This is a genomic window from Phaeobacter sp. A36a-5a, from assembly GCF_037911135.1.
In the GTDB taxonomy this organism is placed as follows: domain Bacteria; phylum Pseudomonadota; class Alphaproteobacteria; order Rhodobacterales; family Rhodobacteraceae; genus Phaeobacter; species Phaeobacter bryozoorum.
In genome coordinates, this window is the sequence record NZ_JBBLYU010000003.1 from 103566 (window position 1) to 124749 (window position 21184).

Genomic DNA, 21184 nt, shown 5'->3' on the forward strand with positions numbered 1-21184 from the left:
CAGGCCCCAAACCTGGCGTTTTTATCTACGAAGGACAGCTCTGATGCCCCGTTATGTTGCCCCGGAAATCGAAGCGCGTTGGCAGGACGCATGGGAAAAAGCCGGGATCTTTCAGGCGAAACGCTCGGCTGACAAACCGAAGTATTACGTCTTGGAGATGTTCCCCTATCCATCGGGCAAACTGCACATGGGGCACGTGCGCAATTACACCATGGGCGATGTGATCGCGCGCTACAAACTGTCGACCGGCCATAACGTACTGCACCCGATGGGGTTTGATGCCTTTGGTATGCCCGCTGAAAACGCCGCGATGGCCAGCGGCGGTCACCCCAAGGACTGGACCTACGCGAATATCGACACGATGGTCGAACAGATGAAACCGCTGGGCCTGTCGCTGGATTGGTCGCGGATGTTCGCCACTTGCGACGAATCCTACTATGGCCAGCAGCAGGCTCTGTTCCTCGATTTCCTCGAAAAAGGTTTGGTCTACCGCAAAAATGCCGTGGTGAACTGGGATCCGGTCGACATGACCGTATTGGCGAACGAGCAGGTCGAAGGCGGCCGAGGCTGGCGCTCCGGCGCCTTGGTCGAGCGCCGCGAGCTGACGCAGTGGTTCTTCAAGATCTCCGATTATTCGGATGAGCTGCTGACCGCGCTGGACACTTTGGAAAACTGGCCCGCCAAGGTGCGTCTGATGCAGGAGAACTGGATCGGAAAATCACGCGGCCTTCAGTTCAGCTTTACCCGCAGCGACGGCGGCGATCCGATCGAGGTTTACACAACCCGCCCCGATACGCTGAACGGCGCATCTTTCGTGGGCATCTCTCCCGATCACCCGATTGCCAAGGCGCTGGAAGCCGACTCGGAAGAAGTCGCCGCCTTTGTCGCCGAATGCCGCAAGGGGGGCACGACCGAAGAGGCCATCGAGACCGCCGAGAAGCTGGGCTATGACACCGGTATCCGCGTGAAGCATCCGCTGGATCCGAACTGGGAGCTGCCGGTCTGGATCGCGAACTTCATTCTGATGGACTACGGCACCGGCGCGATCTTTGCCTGCCCTGCACATGACCAGCGCGACTTCGAATTCGCGACCAAATACAGCCTGCCCATCATTCCGGTGTTCCAGAACCCTGAAGATGACAGCCCCTTGACCGAGGCCTATGTCCCGACCAAGGCCGAGAAGGTTCGCTATGTCAAAGGCTTCGCCGGTGCGGATGAGCAAACTGGTGAAGAGGCCGTAAATGCCGCCGTCGACAAGGCCGAACGCGAAGGCTGGGGTGCAGGTGTCACCAAATTCCGCCTGCGCGACTGGGGTCTGTCGCGCCAGCGCTACTGGGGTTGCCCGATTCCCGTGGTGCATTGCCCGGACTGCGGCGTGGTACCGGAGAAGAAGGAAAACCTGCCCATCGCGCTGCCCTATGACGAAGACGGCAAGGCGATTGACTTCTCGATCCCCGGCAACCCGCTGGATCGTCATCCCAGCTGGCGCAACTGTGCCTGCCCTGCCTGTGGCAAGCCTGCGCAGCGCGAAACCGACACAATGGATACCTTCGTTGATTCGTCGTGGTATTTCGCCCGTTTCACCGCGCCCGACGCCGAAACACCGACTCGGATGGAGGATGCCAACTACTGGATGAACGTCGATCAGTATATCGGCGGCGTCGAGCACGCGATTCTGCATCTGCTTTATTCGCGCTTCTTTGCCCGTGCCATGCAGATCTGCGGTCACCTGCCCGAGAAGGCCAAGGAACCCTTTGACGCGCTGTTCACCCAAGGCATGGTGACACATGCAATCTATGAAAACGCGGAACGCCGCACTGAGAATGACCGCCCGATCTACCACTACCCGGAAGAGGTCGAGGAGCGCGACGGTGCGGTTGTGGTCAAGGAAACCGGCGAAACGGTCAAGGTCATCCCCTCGGCCAAGATGTCGAAATCCAAAAACAACGTTGTCGATCCGCTGCACATCATCTCGTCTTATGGGGCGGATACCGCACGCTGGTTTGTGCTCTCCGACTCACCGCCTGAACGAGATGTGGAATGGACGGCCTCTGGCGCAGAAGCCGCGCATAAGCACCTGAACCGCGTCTGGAATCTCTGCGATCGCATCGGCGAGATGGACCCGAGCGCTGGCGGTGAGGGCGACGATGAGCTGCTGCGCGATATGCATAAGGCAATCCGCGATGTTACCCTCAGCATCGAAACCTTTGGTTTCAATGCGGCGATTGCGAAGCTCTATAGCTTCACCAACACCCTTGCCAAATCCAAGGCCGGGGCTGCCGCGCAGAAGCAGGCGATCATGACACTGGCCCAGCTGATGTCTCCGATGACGCCGCATCTGGCTGAGGACATCTGGAACCATCAGGGGGGCGAAGGCCTGTGCGCAACTGCCCCTTGGCCAGTTGCGGATGAATCGATGCTGGTGGAAGACAGCGTCACCCTGCCGATTCAGGTCAACGGCAAACGCCGCGGTGAAATCACCGTTGCCAAAGACCTCGGCAAGGATGAGGTTGAAAAAATCGCCCTCGCGCATGAAGCTGTGCAAAAGGCGCTGAATGGCGCCGCTCCAAAGAAGGTGATTGTCGTGCCGGGTCGGATTGTGAATGTCGTGGCGTAGGCCAAAATACCTCATCGCATTGGCCGCTTCTTTGTTGGTGGCGGCCTGCGGTTTCACTCCGGTTTACGCGCCCGGTGGCAGCGGATCCGTGCTTTATGGCGCGGTAAGGGTGCAAGCCCCGGAAACGCTGGGCGCTACGGATGATACCGACGCTTATTTCCTGGTCCAGAATCTCGAAAGCCGGTTGGGACGCGGATCTGGTGCAGATTATGCACTGGACCTGAAACTGCGCACCCGAAGCGAAGGTCAGGCGATCACCGCCGACAATGAAATCACCCGCTATTCCATCGTCGGGCAGGCAGCCTATGTGCTGACCCGGCAGTCCGACGGCACCATCGTCGCAAGTGGTGACGTGGAGAATTTCACCGGCTATTCCGCAACCGGAACCACTGTTGAAACTCTTGCCGGTGAGCGTGATGCTCACCGGCGGCTCATGATGATCCTCGCGGATCAGATCACGACTGATCTGCTGAGCACGGCTGATCTCGGCCAGACCGGCGGGAGCCAGACCCCGGCTGCTTCCAAATGAAACTGAGCCCGCGCGAGGCGGACGGATATTTCGCCAAACCGGATCCGGCGAAGACAGGTCTTTTGATCTACGGCCCCGACGCCATGCGGGTGTCGTTGAAGCGACAGCAGATGCTGGCGGCACTCCTGGGACCAACCGCAGAAGAAGAGATGCGTCTGACGCGGATGTCGGCTGCGGATCTGCGCAAGGACGCAGCCCTGTTGATGGATGCGGTCAAGGCCGTAGGGTTCTTTCCCGGCATCCGCGCGGTATTTGTCGAAGAAGCCAATGACACCGCAGCACCAGCTATTATCGCAGCGCTTGAGGCCTGGCAGCCGGGCGACGCGCAGATTGTGGTGACGGCCGGACAATTGAAGGCAACGTCCAAGCTGCGCAAGGCTTTTGAAAATCACCGGAACGCCTATGCCACGGGGATCTATGATGATCCGCCATCACGCAGCGAAATCGAACGTATCCTGATCGAAGCCCGGATCCGTGACGTCCCTGTGGACAGTATGTCTGCGCTGGTCGATATCGCGAATGATATTGGACCCGGTGATTTCTCCCGCATGGTTGAGAAACTTGCACTCTACAAATACGAGGACAGCACGCAGCTGACGCTCGAAGACATTCAGGCGATCGCGCCGCAATCCACCGAAGCTGCAGTCGATGATATGCTCAATATCGTGGCAGAGGGGCGCGGTGCCGAAATTGGCCCGCTCATGGGTCGTCTGCAGGCACAGGGCACCAACGCCGTAACGCTTTGCATCGGCGCGACCCGGCATTTTCGGACCCTCTACACAATTGCCTCCGATCCCGGAGGTCCAGCACAGGGCATCGGGCGCTTGCGGCCGCCGGCCTACGGAAAACGTCGCGACCGGCTTCTGCGACAGGCCCAGAGCTGGGGCGCTTTCAAACTTGAAACTGCGCTGACCCTGCTGACCGATACCGATCTACAGCTGCGCTCAGCCGGACAGACCGCACCGGCTCTTGCGTTGATGGAACGCGCCTTGATCCAACTGGCGCGTCTCAGCCGCGTCGGGTGAGCCCTTGGCTGTCGGGCGGGTCCAGACGCTGCGTCCAGATCACGGCTGCTTGAGAATGGCTTGACCCCACAGCCGGAACCCGGTTCCGTTTCGGACAGAAACCGCAGGGAGATCTCGAAATGTACACCGTTATCGGCAAACAGCTGACCCGCAGTTACCGCGTGCTTTGGGCGCTTGAGGAAATGGGCCAGCCCTATGAGCTGAACCCGGCCTCTCCGCAAAGCGAGGAGGTTCTAGCCCTCAACGCCTCCGGCAAGGTCCCTGTGTTCAAGGACGGGGACGATGTGATCACCGATTCGACAGCGATCATCACCTATCTGGCGGACAAGCACGGGCAATTGACCGCCCCTGCCGGCACGATTGCGCGGGCAAAGCAGGATGCAATGACACATCTTCTTCTGGACGAGCTGGACGCTTTGCTGTGGACCGGGGCGCGCCACAGTTTCATTCTGCCCGAAGACAAACGAGTGCCCGAGGTCAAAGACAGTCTGAAGTGGGAATTTTCCCGCAATCTCGCGCGGCTTGAAAACATGATGGCTGGTCCATTTATGATGGGCGAGGAGTTCACCATACCTGACATCATCTGCACCCATTGCCTGAACTGGGCCTATAGCGCCAAGTTCCCAATCGAGAGCGACGTCCTTCTGGCCTATAGCAAGCGCATGCGCGCACGTCCCGCCTTTCAGGCGGTAGCAGCATCGGTAGCGTAACTACCGGCCAGATAGTCAAGGGCTGACCGCCCCGCCCAACGCCCTGTCGCCAGGCAGGCGGTCAGCAGATACCCTCCCGTTGGGGCTTCCCAGTCGAGCATTTCCCCGGCGCAGAACACGCCGGAACGCGCATGCAACATCAATCCTGAATCAACAGCCCGGGCCTGAACACCGCCAGCGGTGGAAATCGCCTCATCCATCGGCCTCAGCCCGGCATGGCGGATCGGCACAGCCTTCACCAGCCGGGCCAGCGTCTCGGGCTCCGCTGGTAATGGCCGCGCGAATTCCTGCATCACCGCCAGACGCGGCGGTGTCAGTTTCAGTACCTTGCGCAGATGGGTCGACAAACTGGATTTGCCGCGCGGGCGGGTCAGACGTGCGATGACCTGATCCAGCGACAGATCGGGCAGCAGATCCATATGCAGCGCTGCGCCCTCGCGCACAGCGGCGCAGACCATATAGACCCCTCCCCCTTCGAGCCCTTGCCGGGAGATCACCGCCTCACCACGGGTGCGAACCGCACCGGCGCATAATGCGATACCCTTTAGTGGTGCGCCAAAATGCTGGGCCATGTGATCTGACCAAGGGATCAAGAGCCCGGCATTGGCGGGCTGGAAGGGTGCAAGCGGCACAGCGTCGGCGGCCAGTGTCTCTGCCCAGCGGCCGTCGGATCCCAGTCGTGCCCAGCTGGCGCCCCCCATGGCCAGAACTGTCGCCCCGGCCGTGACCTGCCGCAGGCCGTCCGGTGTGTCGAACTGCAGAGCGTCACCTTGCCACCCCAGCCAGCGCCAGCGGGTGCGGCGCTCCACCCCGTATCCGTCCAACCGGGCCAGCCACGCCCGCAGCAGCGGAGAGGCTTTCATTTCGCTGGGGAAAACCCGTCCTGTGGTGCCGGTGAACAAGGTGCTGCCCAACCCCGTCGCCCAATCCATCACCTCTGCCGCATCAAATTCCGCGATCATCGGCGCCAGCCAGTCCGCCGCCGCGCCGTAGTGGCTGAGCAGCATCGAACGTGGTTCGTCTTTCGTCAGGTTGAGGCCCGATTTACCGGCCATCAGGAATTTTCGGGCAACCGACGGTTTGGCATCAACTATAAGCGTCCGGTGACCAGCTGCCCCGAGCTCTTCGGCAGCCCGCAAACCCGCAGGTCCAGCACCGATGATCACGGCGTCCCAGTTTTCCAGTTCCTGTCCCAAATAGACGGTTCCTTGCGCGCTTGCCCTTGCCGATGACCGACACAGGCGCATGTCCTACGGTTGAACCAGCCATACTCAGAGACTGCGCCAATGTCACCGTCTGCCGACGCCGATCCCATATGCCCGCTGTGCCACCGTCCGATCCCAAGAGAGGTCGCACAAAGCCTGCATCACCTGATCCCCAAGCTGAAGGGCGGTAAGGGCGGACCAACGGTTTTGCTGCATCACATCTGCCACAAGGAAATCCATTCGGCACTCAGCGAAGCGGAACTGGCGCGGTCCTTCCATACGGTCGAAGCCCTGCGCCAACATCCCCGGCTAGCAAAATTCATCGCCTGGGTGCAAAAACGCCCGCCGTCCTTTCAGTCGCGGGTACCGGGAGGACGGCGGAAACGCTGACTAGCCGGCGTTTAGACTCGTGTGCAATCGGACAGGATCGCCTGCGCCATATCCATCTCGGCGGCGAGGCTATCCGCCATCAGGTCACGGGCTGTCTCCATCAAGTCCTCAGGCTGCACGATCCGGTCTATCAACCCAAACTGCTGCGCCTCCTCGGCGGAGATCTTCTGTCCAGCGGCCAGGATCAGCTTCGTGCGCGCCGGACCGATCAACGCCGACATGAGCCGCGCGTCAGAGGGTTGCGGGCGGTAGCCAAGCTTCATGACCGGGTAAAACACCTTCGCAGTTGGCACGGCGATTCGCAGATCGCAGGCCAGTGCCATCCCATTTGCCCCGCCCGCCAAAGTGCCGTTCAACGCCGTAATGGTAAGACAGGGAAGGTCGGCAATGGCTCCCGACAGCTGCTCCCACAATGGCGATGTGGCAAGACCGGCCCGCGCCGCATCCAGATCCGCACCGGCGCTGAAAACACGGCCAGCCCCCGTGATGATCAGCCCACGCGCGCCTTGCGCGCGGTCCGCGATATCGCAGAGCTGCTCCAGCATTTGAACGGTCAATGCGTTGGCCTTGTCCGGCCGGTTCAAGGTGACCGTCCAAAGACCGTCCTCTCCGATGTCGAGGTCGATCATATCAGGCCGACCTGCTTGCGGATGCCGTCATCACGCAACGAGATTTCGGTTCCGACCAGGTCGTCCGCCGCCGCGCTGCACATCCACAGCAGAGCCCGTGCCGGCCACTCGGCCGGAATATGATCTGACCAATCCAACCGGCTGACTGGATTGACGCCGCTGGCCTTGATCACCCGCTGCATTTCCGTTGCTACGGTGCCCGGAGACAGCCCCATGGCGCGAATCCCATTTGCCGCTTCTTCATGATGCAGGGACCGGGTCAGCATCGCGGCAGCCGCCTTGGAGGCGCAATAGGCACTCCAGCCTTCCACCGGGTTATGCGCAGCACCCGAGCTGACGGTCAGGACTGTTCCACCACCCGCTGCTTTCATCCCCGGCAGGACCGCACGCATTCCGTTGAATACACCATTCACATTGATGTCGATCAGCCGGGCCCAGTCGTCAGGATCGGCCGCTTCAAGACGGGCAATCGGATCGACCACACCGGCATTGTTGATCAGTATATCAATCCGCCCAAACTGCGCCTCGGTTTGCGCGACAGCGGCCGCTACAGCCTGGTAGTCGGCCACGTCACAGGCGAAGGTCAGCACATTTCCGCCGATCTCTTTTGCCAGCTCGGCGAGGCTGTCTTCACTCCTTGCCAGCAAGGCCACATTGGCCCCGGCAGCGGCAAACACACGGGCCGTATCGGCACCGATACCCCGGCTCGCGCCGGTTATCACAACTGTCTTGCCCTTGATCTCCATACTATTAATCTCCAAATCCCTGTTTTGAAATGTGGTAGACTGGTTAGGGGGAACGGTCCAGTGGGATGCCCCCTTGACCCGGCACCTCCTCCGGCCAACCATGGCGCAAAATAGACCACGAAAGGTATACTTATGTCCGTTTTCCTCGCCCGCAGCAGCGGTGTTGCGATTGTTATGGCGTTTTCTGCGCAGGCGGCCCTGGCAGATGTAACGGCAAAAGATGTCTGGTCGGACTGGAAGTCCTACATGACGGCCACCGGTTATACGGTGAATGGCACCGAGACTATGTCCGGCGATACGCTGACCGTCTCTGACATCTCTATGGCCATGCCAATCATGGAGGAAAACACCAGCGGCACGCTGACCCTCCCCGACATCAAGTTCGTCGAAAACGGTGATGGCACAGTCAATATCATGCTGCCCGCAGACATGCCGATGATGTTCAAAATGGACGGCCCAGAGGGTGTCGCCAGCGGGACCATTGTTTACACCCACGACGGCAGCCCGATGCTGGTTTCCGGCGACACGGATGAGATGACCTATGATTATGCCAGCAGCTTGATGAAAATCTCGCTGACGGATCTGAAGATCCCGGACGAAGACATCGCTGCCGAAACCGTACAGCTGACCATGACGCTGGCGGATGTTGTGACAAAAACGGTCATGACCAACTCTGACGTCCGCGCCTACAACCAGACAATGACCAGTGAATCGCTGAATTTTGACGCGACGATCACGGTGCCTGAAACCAACGATGGCGGCTCTTTCAAAGGGGCGATGCAGGGTGTGCGCTTCGCGGGCACGACAATTGTTCCCGAAGGGCTGGAAACCAACGATATGGCGGCGCTGCTGCGCGGTGGCTTCAACGCTGAAGGTACATTTGACTTTGTAAGTGGCAACAGCGCAATCAGCGGCCAGGATGGTACCGATACCTTTGCGCTGGATAGCAACTCAGAAGGCGGAGCAATTGGCTTCAGCATGGGTCTCGACGGATTGACCTATGACGTCAAACAGAATCGCACCGAAACCAATATCACCAGCTCGGACCTGCCGTTCCCGCTGGCGCTGTCCATGGCCGAAGCCGCCTTCAAACTGACCATGCCGATTGCTCAATCCGACGAAGAGCAGGATTTCGCCCTCGGTGTGTTGCTGCGCGACTTTGACGTGCCGGAAATGCTCTGGGGTATGGTGGATCCCACCGGTGCCCTGCCTCACGATCCCGCAACCGTTGCACTGGATCTGGCAGGCAAGGCAAAACTGGCCTTCGATTTCTTTGACCCGAAAGCCATGGCTGAGGTGGAAAACGGCGAACAGGCGCCGGGTGAGCTGCACGCGCTGACCGTCAATGCGCTCGAAGTCTCCGTAGCAGGCGCAAAACTGACCGGCACCGGGGATTTTGCCTTCAACAATGACGATCTGGAAAGCTTCGACGGCATGCCGGCACCTTCTGGTGAGGCAAACCTGACGCTGACCGGCGCCAACACGCTGCTGGACAAGCTGATCGGAATGGGTCTGGTTTCGGACAGCGACGCCATGGGCGCGCGCATGATGATGGGCATGCTGGCGGTTCCCGGCGATGGCGAGGACACGCTGACCTCCAAGATCGAAGTGTCAGAGGATGGTCAGATCAAGGCGAACGGCCAGCGCATCAAGTAACCACAGCACCTGACTGACTGGATGATCGGGGCCGCAAATTGCGGCCCCTTTTTTTGTCTGCGCCCTTGCAGCCTCTCGCTGCGCTGGCTAGCTCTAGGTGATGTTCAACCCATGTAGGTGCCCATGACCCAGACCCCCGAAAGCCTAAGCCACGCTCTTCTTGATGCCGCCCGCAAGGCGGGGGCCGATGCCGCCGACGCGATGGTGGCAGAAGGCAGCTCTCTCTCCATCGAAGTGCGTCAGGGCACGCTGGAACATGCCGAGCGGTCCGAAGGGGTGGATCTGGGCCTGCGGGTCTTTGTCGGGCAACGTCAGGCCTGCGTTTCGGCCTCGGACATGCGGGACGAAACCCTGACGGCCATGGCGGAACGCGCTGTCGCCATGGCACGCGAGGCCCCCGAGGACCCCTATGCCGGTCTGGCCGAACCGCACCAGCTTGCGCAGAATTGGGATCTCGCCGCGCTGGAGCTCTTTGATCCCAGCGACGAACCGGCCCCTGCCACCTTGCAAGAGGATGCACTGGCGGCTGAGGCGGCTGGCCTCGGCGTTTCGGGGGTAACCCAGGTACAATCTGCGGCGGCCGGATACGGCAGCCATAAGGTCCATATGGCCGCGACCAACGGGTTTTCCGGTGGCTACCAACGCAGCAGCCGCTCGATCTCCTGCACCGCCATCGCAGGAAGCGGAACCGGCATGGAACGTGACTATGACGGCGACTCCCGAACCTTCCAGGCAGATCTGCGGCCGGCTGATGACATCGGACGACAGGCTGGTGAGCGCGCAGTCGAACGGCTGGGCGCTCGCAAACCGGAAACCGGCAGCTACCCGGTTTTGTTCGACGAACGCGTCTCGTCCTCTCTGATCGGCCATCTTCTGGCTGCGGTGAACGGTGCGAGCATCGCCCGCGGGTCCTCGTGGCTGAAGGACGCTCTGGGAGATCAGATTCTGCCGACGCATCTGAGCGTCACGGAAGACCCCTTTCGCCCCCGGATTGCCGGATCGCGTCCTTTCGATGGCGAAGGCCTGCCGACGCAGCGCCGCGCCATTATCGACAAGGGGATGCTGACCGGCTGGACGCTCGATCTCGCATCGGCCCGCAAGCTGGAAATGCAAAGCACTGGCAACGCGGCACGCGGTGTCGGCTCGGTGCCATCCCCATCGCAGTGGAATATCGCGCTGACCCAAGGTCCCGATAGCCGCGCCGATCTGATTGCCAATATGGGCACCGGCCTTCTGGTCACTTCGATGATTGGATCCACCATCAACCCGAATACCGGCGATTATTCTCGCGGGGCCGCCGGTTTCTGGGTGGAAAACGGTGAGATTGCCTATCCCGTCAATGAATGCACGATTGCAGGCAATCTGCGCGACATGCTGCGCGGTATTGTTCCAGCCAATGACGCGCGAACCCATCTGTCCCGCATTGTGCCCTCATTGCTGGTCGAGGGGATGACCCTTGCCGGAAACTGATCTTTCCCTGCTGATCCGCGCTGCAGAGCAGGCAGGCGATATCGCCTGTCGCTACTCTGGGCCCGAAGCGCAAAAATGGGAGAAACCAGACGGTGGCGGGCCAGTGACGGAAGCTGATATCGCTGTCAACGAGCTGCTTGCCGACGTGCTGCCCGGCGCCCGCCCGGATTATGGCTGGCTGTCTGAAGAAAGCGAAGACACCAGCACACGTCTGAACCGTGAAAAGATCTTTATCGTCGATCCTATCGACGGCACCCGCAGTTTCGCCGAAGGATCTCGGACCTGGGCCCATTCGCTGGCGGTTGCGCATAACAGGACGATCACGGCGGCAGTCATCTACCTGCCCCAGCGCGAGCTGATGTATTGCGCAGCACTTGGACAAGGCGCGACCTGCAATGGCACAGCAGTCGAGGTTTCCCGACAGGATGACCTCAACGCCGCAAATGTTCTGGCGGCAAGACCGCTGCAGGACCCCGAACACTGGCACAATGGCATTGTACCCGCGTTCAATCGCAGTCATCGCCCTTCGCTTGCCTACCGAATGGCGCGGGTCGCGGATGCGGGCTTTGATGCCATGCTGACCCTGCGCCCCAGTTGGGAATGGGACATCGCAGCGGGTGACCTGATCCTGCGCGAGGCCGGAGGGCTGTGCAGCGACAGGTTCGGCGTCGGCTTGCGGTTCAACAACCCTCACCCTACGCTCAACGGCGTTGTCGCTGCGCCGCCGCGACTGCACGAACAACTGATTGCCGCACTCGATCCGAAGGGTCCCGGCCTTCGCCCGCTCTGACAGCCGCGCGCAGCAGGAAAACCGTAGCCATGTCGAGACCTTCCGCCGCATCCGACCGCAGCCTCCGCTGGCCTGCCCGTCCCGCAGGCGAAGTGCTGTGGATCCACGCTTCCACGACAGAGCGCTACATGGCTCTCGGCGATGTCGGGAACCGTATGAAATCGCTTCGACCCGATCTGTCTGTTTTGGTGACGTGGAGCCGCGACATCACGAACAGGCCACTGGTCGAGGGCTGCGACCTCGCTGCGGGACCACCGCCAGATGACACCCCGGCCGACGTGCGGATGTTTCTCGATCACTGGCGCCCCGATCTGCTTATCTGGTCGGGGGGAGACCTCCGTCGTGGACTGATGCGCCAGATGAGCGAACGTCAGATCGACAGCCTACTGGTTGATATCGAAGCGAGAGAATTACCCGATCGCACCAGTCGTTGGTTGCCGGACCAGCGCCGTCGGCTTTTCGACCGCTTCAGCGAAATCATGACCCCGTCGGATGAGGCCCGAGCGCAGATGCTCCGGCTCGGTGTCGCTGCAGATCGGATCCAACAGACCAATCCCCTGCGGTTGTCCGCCACGCCCCCTGGCTGCAACAGCGATGAGCTTACCCATATGCAGGCCCAGCTGGGGAGCCGTCCGGTCTGGTTCTCTGCGCAGACCGAGCTGGGTGATCTACCAACCATCCTGACGGCACATCGCAGCGTACTGCGGCTTTTGCATCGGTTGCTTCTGGTAATCGCGATCCGCGATGAACAGGACCTCGCAGAGGCCCGCGATGCGATCATCGCCAGCGGCCTGCAGCTGGCCGATTGGGACAGCGGCGAAGAGCCTGATGAATACACCCAAGTCCTGCTCAGCTCTTCCGAAGACACCGGTCTCTGGTACCGGCTTTCGCCGCTGTGTCTGCTGGCCGGCAGTCTGCCCCGCCACGCAAGCGGACAAAACCCGCTGGATGCCGCAGCACTCGGGTCGGCGATCCTGCATGGGCCGGGTCTTGGCACATATGCCGCCTTATATGAGCGGCTGACAGAGGTTGGTGCCGCGCTGAAAATCAACGATGCCGAAGATCTCGCGCAGGGCGTGCTCAGCCTGTCGGCCCCTGATCGGGCGGCGGAGATGGCGCTTGCCGGCTGGCAGATCGTCACAGAAGGCGCCGATATGACCGACCACCTTATGGATCGCGTCCAGGAGTTGCTGGACAAGCGAGAGGACCGATATGAAAGCTCCTGACTTCTGGCACAAGCCCGCCGGAGACTTCGATATTCGCAAGACCTTGCTGGCGCCGCTTGGCCGGATCTACGCATATGCCACCGCCAGACGCCTGGCGCAGGGCGCCGCGCTACGGGTGGCTGTTCCGGTGATCTGTGTCGGCAACATCAACGCCGGTGGCACCGGCAAGACGCCAACGGTCATTTGGTTTCTCGAACGGCTCAGGGATATGGGGCATGAGCCACATGTGGTGACCCGTGGCTATGGTGGCTCTCTGCCCGGTCCTGTGCAGGTCGATCCGGGCCGTCATCGCGCCAGTCAGGTTGGCGACGAACCCCTGCTCCTGGCGGCCTTTGGAGAGGTCTGGAAAGCTGAGGATCGCGCCGCTGGTGCGCAGGCGGCTGCCGCGGCTGGTGCCACAGTCATACTGCTCGATGACGGCTTTCAGAACCCGAGTGTTCACAAGGATCTTTCCGTGGTCGTCGTCGACGCGGAGCGTGGGTTTGGCAATGGCCATTGCCTGCCCGCCGGTCCACTGCGTGAGCCGGTGGCTACGGGCCTTGCGCGCGCCGATCTGGTATTGTCGCTGGGCCGAACCGAGGCGCAGGCACGGTTCCAGTCAGCCTGGAGCGATGCCCTGACGACATGCCAACATTACTCCGGCGCACTGGAGCCTTTGAAAACCGGAATGCCCTGGCAGGGGACGCCGGTGCTGGCATTCGCAGGAATTGGCCATCCACGGAAATTCTTCGAGACGCTGCGTGACCTTGGCGCGGATCTGCGCCGTAGTGAAGCGTTGGACGATCATCAACCCCTGTCCACTGCCCTGATGTCCCGGCTAGAAACCGAAGCCAAGCTGATCGGTGCCCAGATGGTCACCACCGAAAAAGACGCGGTCCGGCTGCCGGAGAGTTTTCGCAACAAGGTGATCACGCTACCGGTGCGCCTGCAGATCGACAACGATGAAGCGCTTCTGGCCCAAATCCGCAAGGTCGCTCCACCGCCTCCATAACACTCGGGCAAGAAGACGCGGTGCACTCTCATCCAGTCTGGCAGCAGATTGCAAAAAACCCGCCACGGTCACCGGGCGGGTTTTCCGATCTACATTTTCCCAAAGGAAGGGGTATCAGCCGTCGAGTTCGGCGTCGATCAGCGCTTTGAACGCCTCATAAGACTGATTTTCCACTTTCTTGCCGTTCAGGATGAACGACGGCGTGGACTCGATGCCATGCTCTGTCGCATTTTCCTGATACCAGTTGACGAGGGTCTGGGCCTTGGTCCCATCCTGAAGACAGGCCTCCAGCTGTTCCTCTTCCAGACCTGCGAGCCGCCCGATCTTGCGCAGCGCATCAACGATTTCAGTCGCGCCACCCGCTCGGGCCCAATCAGATTGCCCCTTGTAGATCAGGTCGCTGATCCCGAAGAACTTCTCAGGTCCTCCACAGCGCGCAATCATCGACGCCCAAAGGCCATAGCGATCGAAATAGACCTCGCGGTAGATGAACTTCACCTTTCCGGTGTCGATGTAATCCTGCTTCAGCTGCTTGTACGCACCCTGGTGGAAATTCGCGCAGTGCGGACAGGTATAGGACGCATATTCAATCAGCGTTACCGGAGCATCTTCGGCACCTTGCACCATCTCGACGATGGTGGAGGTATCAACCTCTGCATCTTGCGCGTAGGCCGCCCCAACCAGCGGGTTGCCGGGCAGAGAGGTGCCGCCTTGCAATGCGGCATAACCATAGACACCCGCCGCAACGACAGCTGAGGCAAAGATGCCGGACATCAAACGGGTCATTCATACCCCTTTCTAAGAGTTTTCTGTTTCGTCAGCACGTTGCGCCCAAGCCGTTCAAGCGCTGCGCGCAATTCATCACTTTCGACCCCGGTCGCAGCCTCGGCTGCCGCCGCCACGTCCTGCGGATCAGGCGCCCGGGGTTTGCGGACCTTCGGAGCGTATTTAAAGGAAACCTGCCCCTCGGCAAAGCCAGTGGGCGCGGTCTGGGTAATCCGGACCTTGGAAATGGCGTTATAGCCGTAAACCGCGTTCACCTTGCAGCGCAAAGGCTCTTTCTGCATTTCCAGCATCGGCGCATGGGCACCGGTGGTCAACAACGTCAACGTCGCTCCAAATCCACCGCGCCCGTAGTGCACATTGACCGGGCGCGCGATAGAGGAGATGTCGGGACCGGCAATTTCTTCCCAATGGGTCAGCAGGCGCGACACCGCAAAGCCCCGGCTTTCGCCGGCTTTGCGAATCTGATCGTTCAGAAGCTGCGATGTTCGCTTGAACCCGCGAGATTTTGTCCGTTGCACTGCCATGACCGTGGTTTTGCTAGACTGCTCGCCCTATTGTAAAGGGCTGCCATGCGAGAACCAGCGAAACCGTGCCATAAAGGATAAAGAATGCGTGACCTCAACAGCGAGAGCCACCCGCAGAGCCGTGATTTGCTGGACTGGTACGACCAGCACGCGCGCAGCATGCCCTGGCGTGTCAGCCCGTCAGATCGCGCCGCCGGTATCTGGCCCGATCCCTACCGCATCTGGCTGAGCGAGGTCATGTTGCAACAAACCACTGTGGCTGCCGTCAAGGACTACTTCCACCGGTTCACCAGCCGCTGGCCGACCGTGGCGGATCTCGCGGCGGCGGCGGATGCAGATGTCATGGGGCAATGGGCAGGTCTTGGGTATTACGCTCGGGCACGCAATCTGCTGAAATGCGCGCGCGTGGTGGCCGAGGAACACGGTGGCACCTTTCCGAATACCTATGACGGGCTGATCGCCCTACCCGGCATCGGCCCCTATACCGCCGCCGCCATTTCGGCGATCGCATTTGACCGCCCGGAAACCGTGCTGGACGGCAATGTCGAGCGGGTGATGGCGCGGCTTTACGATATCCATACTCCCCTGCCAGCGGCCAAACCCCAGCTGAAAGAGAAAGCTGAAGCCTTGACCCCAGCGATGCGCCCGGGCGACCATGCTCAGGCGGTAATGGATCTCGGCGCGACGATCTGCACACCGCGCAATCCGGCCTGTGGCATCTGCCCATGGCGCAGCCCCTGCGCTGCCCGTGCGGCTGGCACAGCTCTGGAACTGCCAAAGAAAACCCCCAAGAAACCCAAGCCAACCCGCCTTGGCATCGTCTATCTGGCACGCAGCTGCGATGGCGACTGGTTGCTGGAGCAGCGCCCGGACAAGGGGTTGCTGGGCGGTATGCTGGGCTGGCCGGGCAGCGATTGGAACGACGATCCGGCCCCAGCCCCACCGTTTGAGGCCGATTGGCAGGATCTGGGGGCGGAGGTGCGTCACACCTTCACCCATTTTCACCTGGTCCTGCAGGTCATGCTGGCGGAGCTGCCACCCGGTTTCACACCGCAGGACAGTCAGCGCGTGATAAAACGACATGACTTCAAACCCACCGACCTGCCGACGGTGATGCGCAAGGCCTTCGATCTCTGGAAGGGGCGCTGATGCCTTCTCTTTTATCCGGGCAGGGCGCATAGTTGACCACGAACGCGCCCGACCTGAATGAGGCTGTACTGGAATGATATCCGCCAAGACTCTGCGCAGCTGGCAGGCCGCCCTGCCCTTTTGGTTGTCCTTTCTGCTGGTGCCGCTGGTGGGGCTCGCCGCTCTTTATGGTGGCTGGCTCATCCTGCTGCCTCCCTTCGTGACCTGGTACCTCTTTGCGGCATTGGACGGGGTCTTCGGGCTTAATCTTGAAAACGCGGATCCGCTCACACCCGAAGAGGATCTTCATTGGTATTCCTCACTGACCATTGCCTGGGTTCCGGTGCAGGTCCTGCTCCTGATTGCCATGCTAATCTACGTGCCTGGCGCCGATCATCTCTCGGGTGCGGAGAAATTCGGGGTATTCTTCGGTGTTGGCGTCCTCAGCGGCACAATAGGGATCAACTACAGCCACGAATTGATGCACCAGAAGAGCAGACTGGAGCGTTGGCTGGCGGATATCCTGCTGGCAATGGTGCTCTATTCACACTTCAGATCCGAGCATCTGCTCGTGCATCATCGCCATGTCGGCACACCCCGCGATCCGGTCACAGCGCGCTACAACGAGGGCTTCCATCGTTTCTATCCGCGTGTTCTGTGGCAATGCTGGCGGTCTGCGTTTCGGGCTGAGAGAGCACAACTGGCGCGCCGCAACCTACCTTGGACTGACCGGCGCAACCCGTTCTTTCGCTATTGGGCGCTGCAAGCCGCGTTTCTGCTGATGGCCTTTGTGCTGGGCGGGATGCTCGGCGTTGGGTTGTTCCTGGTCCAGGCCGGTGTCGCGATCTGGCAGCTGGAACTGGTGAACTACGTTGAACACTACGGACTTACGCGCAAATACTTGGGCGGGGGAAAATTTGAGCCTGTGATGCCGCGCCATTCGTGGAATGCAGCCCATAAGGCGTCAAACTGGCTGTTGATTAACCTGCAACGCCATTCCGACCACCACTACAAACCCGATCGTCGCTTTCCCCTGCTTCAGAACCACACATCAGCCGATGCTCCCCAGCTACCCTACGGCTATCCGGTCATGACAGTTGCGGCGATGATACCACCGCTGTGGCGGCGGATCATGAACCCGCGAGTGCGGCGCTGGCGGCAGATGTATTATCCTGACATCACCGATTGGAGCGCCTACAATGCGGCCCGTTGCCCCGAAGACCGCCCCGACCCGACACCGGCAGGCCCGCGCGCCTAGCTGAGACCTAGCGGGGCAGCGCCCATAGTGTCATCGGTCGGGTCAGCCCACGCAGTTCAGATGCGCCGTGCTGCACGAAACCTGCTTGCAGATCTCTGGCGCCGCCTTCGTCCTCCACACGCTGCCGCAGGGTCTCGCTGATCACCATCTGAGCGTTCATCTCGCGGGTGCGCTCCTCCAGTCGGGCTGCAATATTCACCGCGTTACCGATCACAGCATATTCCAACCGGTTTGCGCCGATATTGCCAATCACCGTCTCACCATAGTGAACACCGATGCCAACGCGGATTTCTGCCTCGCCGTAGCGGCGTCGCTCGGCATTCCATTCCGCTACCGACGCCAGCATGGCCCGCCCGCAAGCCAGGGCGTTACTTGCGTCCCTCGGACCAGCCAGCGGTGTACCAAAGGTCGCCATCAAACCATCGCCCAGATACTTGTCCAGCGTGCCGTGATGACGGAACACCTCCTTTTCCATGCGGCCATGAAAATCGCGCAAGAGGTCAATCACCTGATAGGCGTCGCGCTCGGCCGCCAGGCGCGTGAACCCGACAATGTCAATGAACAGAATGGCCACGTCCTGACGGCGGGTCTGCTTCAGCGGTTCATCATTTTGCGACAGCTGCTGCACCACATTGGGCGAGAAATACCGTGACAGATTGGCCCGTTCACGCTCAAGACCAGCATTATTCTGGATCAGCGCGTAAAGCCGTTTTGAGGATATACCCAGCGTCACTGCCACCAGAAAGAACACGATAACCTCCTGAAGGCGCTGATGCAGGAGAAAGCTGTTCGGATCGAGAAATTCAGCCATGGTCGGATCATAGCCCACAACCTCAAGCACCCGTTCGGTTAGGCCGGGCACCGGATCCGTCAGCCACCAGACCATGATCGCCGCAAATAGCCAGATGACTGCGGTCCAGATGCCGATGGCAACCACCGTGCGCCAGGAATAGGCCAGAGTCCCCGCGGCAAGTATGATGAAAAAATAGATGAAATTGCCAAACCGATACTGAATAGGCAGCGGCGTATCGTCGACACTCAGCGGATTTGGCAGAACCATTCCGATGGTCATGATCGACAGATCGGCAAAAATCAGCAGCATCTCAAGCCGTGATTGCCCAACCCGTCCAACCCGGCGGATCAGCCAGCCGTTCAGACATAGCAACGCAAGGATAAAGTGATAATACAGCACATCCCATTTGGGGTTCACATAGATCAGAAAAACCGCCGTTACGGCCATGGCGATCCAGCGCGCCCGCACCGCAAGCTCCAGCCCATTGCGTTTGTGCTCTGTTAGCGCATCCAGCGCATAGGGGCTCTCCTGTCTGAAAATGGCTTCGTCGCTATCCAAGGCAGGAGCGGGGGCGGAGGCGGTTACTGCCATGATATGTATCCATCCATTGGCGCCGGTCTTGCGTCAAACTAACGGCAGCTGCCAACGGATGCACCCCTTGAACCGACAGCGCTGAAACGAAAAGACCCCGCCATGACGGCGGGGCAAGGTTGGCGCCGTCGACAATGCGACAGCGCCTGCGGTTTCACACAGGTTGTGAAAGGGTGGGGTCAGTTTTGCAATTCTGCCCGAATCTGCTGTCGCAGCACGTCGATGGGCACGGTCTTTCCGTCCCGCTTGAAACACCAGTAGGTCCAGCCATTGCAGGAGGGCGCGTTTTCCAGATGCGCTCCGACCTGATGGATTGATCCCTTGATATTGTCGCCGATCAGCGTGCCGTCTGCGCGCACTTTTGCCTTGTGCCGACGGTTCATCGAATAAAGCTCGTCGCCCGGGCGCAACATGCCGCGCTCGACCAGCTGACCAAAGGGGACGCGCGGTTCGGCACGTTTGCTGGCAGAAACCTGCAGCGCTTCGCGGTCGAACTTGCGTACGGATTTGATGCGCTTTTCGGCAACTTCACGGTAGGCGGCTTCGCGCTCGATTCCGATAAATTCACGGCCCAGCATCTTTGCCACGGCGCCGGTAGTGCCGGTGCCAAAGAACGGGTCCAACACCACATCACCCGGATTCGTCGAGCCAACGAGAATGCGGTGCAGCAGCGCCTCGGGTTTCTGCGTCGGATGCGCCTTATTGCCGGCCTCATCCTTCAGCCGCTCATGGCCGGTACAGATCGGCATGACCCAGTCCGAACGCATCTGCAAACCTTCGTTCAGCGCTTTCAGCGCCTCATAGTTGAAGGTATATTTCGCGCCTTCGGATTTTGAGGCCCATATCATCGTCTCATGCGCGTTGGTGTAACGCTTGCCACGGAAATTCGGCATTGGGTTCGACTTGCGCCAGATCACATCGTTGAGGATCCAGAAGCCTTCGTCCTGCACCGCTGTGCCGACTCGGAAGATGTTGTGGTACGATCCGATCACCCAGATGGAGCCGTTTGGCTTCAGGATACGGCGCGCCTGTTTAAGCCAGGCACGGGTAAACTCGTCATAGACGCCAAAGCTGGAAAACTGATCCCAGTGGTCATCAACCGCATCGACCTTGCTGTTGTCAGGACGATGCAATTGCCCCTTCAGCTGAAGGTTATAGGGGGGATCCGCAAAAATCAGATCAATCGAATTTGACGGCAGACCGGACATCACGTCGATACAGTCACCGTCAAGGATCGCGTTTAGCGGGAGCGCCGCGGCGCCCCGTGTAAGTGTTTTGTTCATTTGCTCTGCCTCGATAACCACGGCGCATTTTTGCGCTCATTTTGGTTGTCCACAGGATGAGTCATCGTGGATTCGAGGTCAATTTGTTTTTTAGAACAAGGTGATGAGGTTCACTCTTGATACAATATGTTGTGGACAGGCTTAAAGGAACGCCGATGATGTGGGGTCACGCCCAGGTTCACCAGCGCGTCGCGGTGCTGTTTGGACGGGTAGCCTGCGTTTTTCTCCCAGCCATAGCCGGGAAACTGTTGCGCCAAATCCACCATGATCCGGTCACGGGCCAGTTTTGCCACGATGGATGCCGCCGCGATGGAGACTGATTTGCTGTCTCCCTTGATCACGAACTCCGACGTCTGGAGCAGACCCTTGGGGATCAGATTGCCATCGATCAGCAAATAATCCGGCGCCGGATCCAGGGCTGCAACGGCCCGCTCCATTGCCAGATGCGAGGCGCGCAGAATGTTCAGGGAATCAATCTCTTCGACGCTGGCATGAGCAATCGCAACCTCGGCCTGCGCAAAGATCGACGCTTCGACCGCCTCGCGCCGCTTGGCGCTTAGCTTCTTTGAATCGTTCAGCCCCTCGGGAATATTGTCGGCGTCCAGGATGACCGCAGCGGCGGTCACCGGTCCGGCGAGCGGGCCACGCCCAACCTCATCCACGCCTGCAATACGTATATGGCCACGCGCACGGGCGGCCGCTTCCAATGTGTAATCGGGATAATCCATCCCTTGCTCTGACCGGGTATTAAGCCGGGTTTCAAGTCCGACCGCAGATACCGCGCAAAAAAAGGGGGCCGAAGCCCCCAAGTCTGCTCGAACCCAGGTCCCGCCGACC

The 21184-nt window shown here is 60.3% G+C and carries 20 protein-coding genes; 12 read left to right on the forward strand and 8 right to left on the reverse strand.

Annotation, left to right across the window (positions count from 1 at the left end; translation table 11 throughout):
* Window positions 1-43 precede the first annotated feature (43 nt).
* The 4 genes from leuS to WLQ66_RS13945 all read left to right on the forward strand — a co-directional run bounded on the left by leuS (window position 44) and on the right by WLQ66_RS13945 (window position 4881).
* Window positions 44-2617 carry a leucine--tRNA ligase gene (gene leuS, locus WLQ66_RS13930; protein ID WP_340546939.1) on the forward strand — a complete coding sequence of 858 codons (2574 nt, stop codon included), beginning with the start codon at window positions 44-46 and terminating at the stop codon, window positions 2615-2617.
* A complete protein-coding gene (gene lptE, locus WLQ66_RS13935; protein ID WP_340546940.1) occupies window positions 2604-3146 on the forward strand; it encodes an LPS assembly lipoprotein LptE in 543 nt (180 codons plus the stop codon). Before leuS ends, lptE begins: the two co-directional genes overlap by 14 nt.
* Entirely contained in the window at window positions 3143-4171 is a 1029-nt protein-coding gene (gene holA, locus WLQ66_RS13940) for a DNA polymerase III subunit delta (RefSeq protein ID WP_340546941.1), read from the forward strand. Before lptE ends, holA begins: the two co-directional genes overlap by 4 nt.
* Window positions 4172-4290: 119 nt before the next feature.
* Window positions 4291-4881, forward strand: a complete 591-nt coding sequence (locus WLQ66_RS13945; protein ID WP_340546942.1) for a glutathione S-transferase family protein — start codon at window positions 4291-4293, stop codon at window positions 4879-4881.
* Here the strand turns inward: WLQ66_RS13945 and WLQ66_RS13950 are convergent.
* Entirely contained in the window at window positions 4854-6077 is a 1224-nt protein-coding gene (locus WLQ66_RS13950; RefSeq protein WP_340546943.1) for a TIGR03862 family flavoprotein, read from the reverse strand. The genes WLQ66_RS13945 and WLQ66_RS13950 overlap by 28 nt on opposite strands.
* Window positions 6078-6167: 90 nt before the next feature.
* Here WLQ66_RS13950 and WLQ66_RS13955 point away from each other — a divergent pair, with 90 nt between their 5' ends.
* Window positions 6168-6476, forward strand: coding sequence for an HNH endonuclease family protein (locus tag WLQ66_RS13955; RefSeq protein ID WP_340546944.1), 309 nt, complete (start codon window positions 6168-6170; stop codon window positions 6474-6476).
* Between the two features lie 11 nt (window positions 6477-6487).
* On the opposite strand, the gene WLQ66_RS13960 is transcribed toward WLQ66_RS13955, so the two are convergent.
* Entirely contained in the window at window positions 6488-7105 is a 618-nt protein-coding gene (locus WLQ66_RS13960; protein ID WP_340546945.1) for an enoyl-CoA hydratase/isomerase family protein, read from the reverse strand.
* Window positions 7102-7851: an SDR family oxidoreductase gene (locus tag WLQ66_RS13965; RefSeq protein ID WP_340546946.1), complete on the reverse strand. Its 750-nt coding sequence runs from the start codon at window positions 7849-7851 to the stop codon at window positions 7102-7104. Before WLQ66_RS13965 ends, WLQ66_RS13960 begins: the two co-directional genes overlap by 4 nt.
* Window positions 7852-7983: 132 nt before the next feature.
* Here WLQ66_RS13965 and WLQ66_RS13970 point away from each other — a divergent pair, with 132 nt between their 5' ends.
* The 5 genes from WLQ66_RS13970 (at window position 7984) to lpxK (ending at window position 13984) form a co-directional block, all read left to right on the forward strand.
* A complete protein-coding gene (locus tag WLQ66_RS13970) occupies window positions 7984-9507 on the forward strand; it encodes a DUF2125 domain-containing protein (RefSeq protein ID WP_340546947.1) in 1524 nt (507 codons plus the stop codon).
* A 123-nt stretch (window positions 9508-9630) separates the two neighbouring features.
* Complete coding sequence (locus WLQ66_RS13975; RefSeq protein ID WP_340546948.1) at window positions 9631-10977, forward strand: TldD/PmbA family protein; 1347 nt, start codon at window positions 9631-9633, stop codon at window positions 10975-10977.
* Window positions 10964-11767, forward strand: a complete 804-nt coding sequence (locus WLQ66_RS13980; protein ID WP_340546949.1) for an inositol monophosphatase family protein — start codon at window positions 10964-10966, stop codon at window positions 11765-11767. The genes WLQ66_RS13975 and WLQ66_RS13980 overlap by 14 nt, the downstream gene beginning before the upstream one ends.
* A 29-nt stretch (window positions 11768-11796) precedes the next feature.
* On the forward strand, window positions 11797-12993 hold the full coding sequence (locus WLQ66_RS13985) for a 3-deoxy-D-manno-octulosonic acid transferase (RefSeq protein ID WP_340546950.1): 1197 nt from the start codon (window positions 11797-11799) through the stop codon (window positions 12991-12993).
* Window positions 12980-13984 (forward strand): tetraacyldisaccharide 4'-kinase, encoded by a 1005-nt coding sequence (lpxK, locus tag WLQ66_RS13990; protein WP_340546951.1) that lies wholly within the window; start codon window positions 12980-12982, stop codon window positions 13982-13984. The genes WLQ66_RS13985 and lpxK overlap by 14 nt, the downstream gene beginning before the upstream one ends.
* Window positions 13985-14098: 114 nt before the next feature.
* On the opposite strand, the gene WLQ66_RS13995 is transcribed toward lpxK, so the two are convergent.
* Together WLQ66_RS13995 and WLQ66_RS14000 are read right to left on the reverse strand one after the other, a co-directional pair.
* The gene (locus WLQ66_RS13995) at window positions 14099-14770 is read right to left on the reverse strand and encodes a DsbA family protein (protein ID WP_340546952.1); all 672 of its coding nucleotides are present in this window, start codon (window positions 14768-14770) and stop codon (window positions 14099-14101) included.
* Window positions 14767-15294, reverse strand: coding sequence for a DUF721 domain-containing protein (locus tag WLQ66_RS14000; protein ID WP_340546953.1), 528 nt, complete (start codon window positions 15292-15294; stop codon window positions 14767-14769). The genes WLQ66_RS13995 and WLQ66_RS14000 overlap by 4 nt, the downstream gene beginning before the upstream one ends.
* A gap of 84 nt (window positions 15295-15378) precedes the next feature.
* Here WLQ66_RS14000 and mutY point away from each other — a divergent pair, with 84 nt between their 5' ends.
* Together mutY and WLQ66_RS14010 are read left to right on the forward strand one after the other, a co-directional pair.
* On the forward strand, window positions 15379-16443 hold the full coding sequence (gene mutY / locus WLQ66_RS14005) for an A/G-specific adenine glycosylase (RefSeq protein WP_340546954.1): 1065 nt from the start codon (window positions 15379-15381) through the stop codon (window positions 16441-16443).
* 73 nt (window positions 16444-16516) lie between these two features.
* Window positions 16517-17680 (forward strand): alkane 1-monooxygenase, encoded by a 1164-nt coding sequence (locus WLQ66_RS14010; protein WP_340546955.1) that lies wholly within the window; start codon window positions 16517-16519, stop codon window positions 17678-17680.
* A gap of 7 nt (window positions 17681-17687) precedes the next feature.
* On the opposite strand, the gene WLQ66_RS14015 is transcribed toward WLQ66_RS14010, so the two are convergent.
* The 3 genes from WLQ66_RS14015 to rnhB form a co-directional block, all read right to left on the reverse strand.
* Window positions 17688-19064, reverse strand: a complete 1377-nt coding sequence (locus WLQ66_RS14015; RefSeq protein WP_340546956.1) for an adenylate/guanylate cyclase domain-containing protein — start codon at window positions 19062-19064, stop codon at window positions 17688-17690.
* Between the two features lie 179 nt (window positions 19065-19243).
* A complete protein-coding gene (locus WLQ66_RS14020) occupies window positions 19244-20347 on the reverse strand; it encodes a site-specific DNA-methyltransferase (protein WP_340546957.1) in 1104 nt (367 codons plus the stop codon).
* A gap of 110 nt (window positions 20348-20457) precedes the next feature.
* Window positions 20458-21075 carry a ribonuclease HII gene (gene rnhB / locus WLQ66_RS14025; RefSeq protein ID WP_340546958.1) on the reverse strand — a complete coding sequence of 206 codons (618 nt, stop codon included), beginning with the start codon at window positions 21073-21075 and terminating at the stop codon, window positions 20458-20460.
* Window positions 21076-21184: the final 109 nt, after the last annotated feature.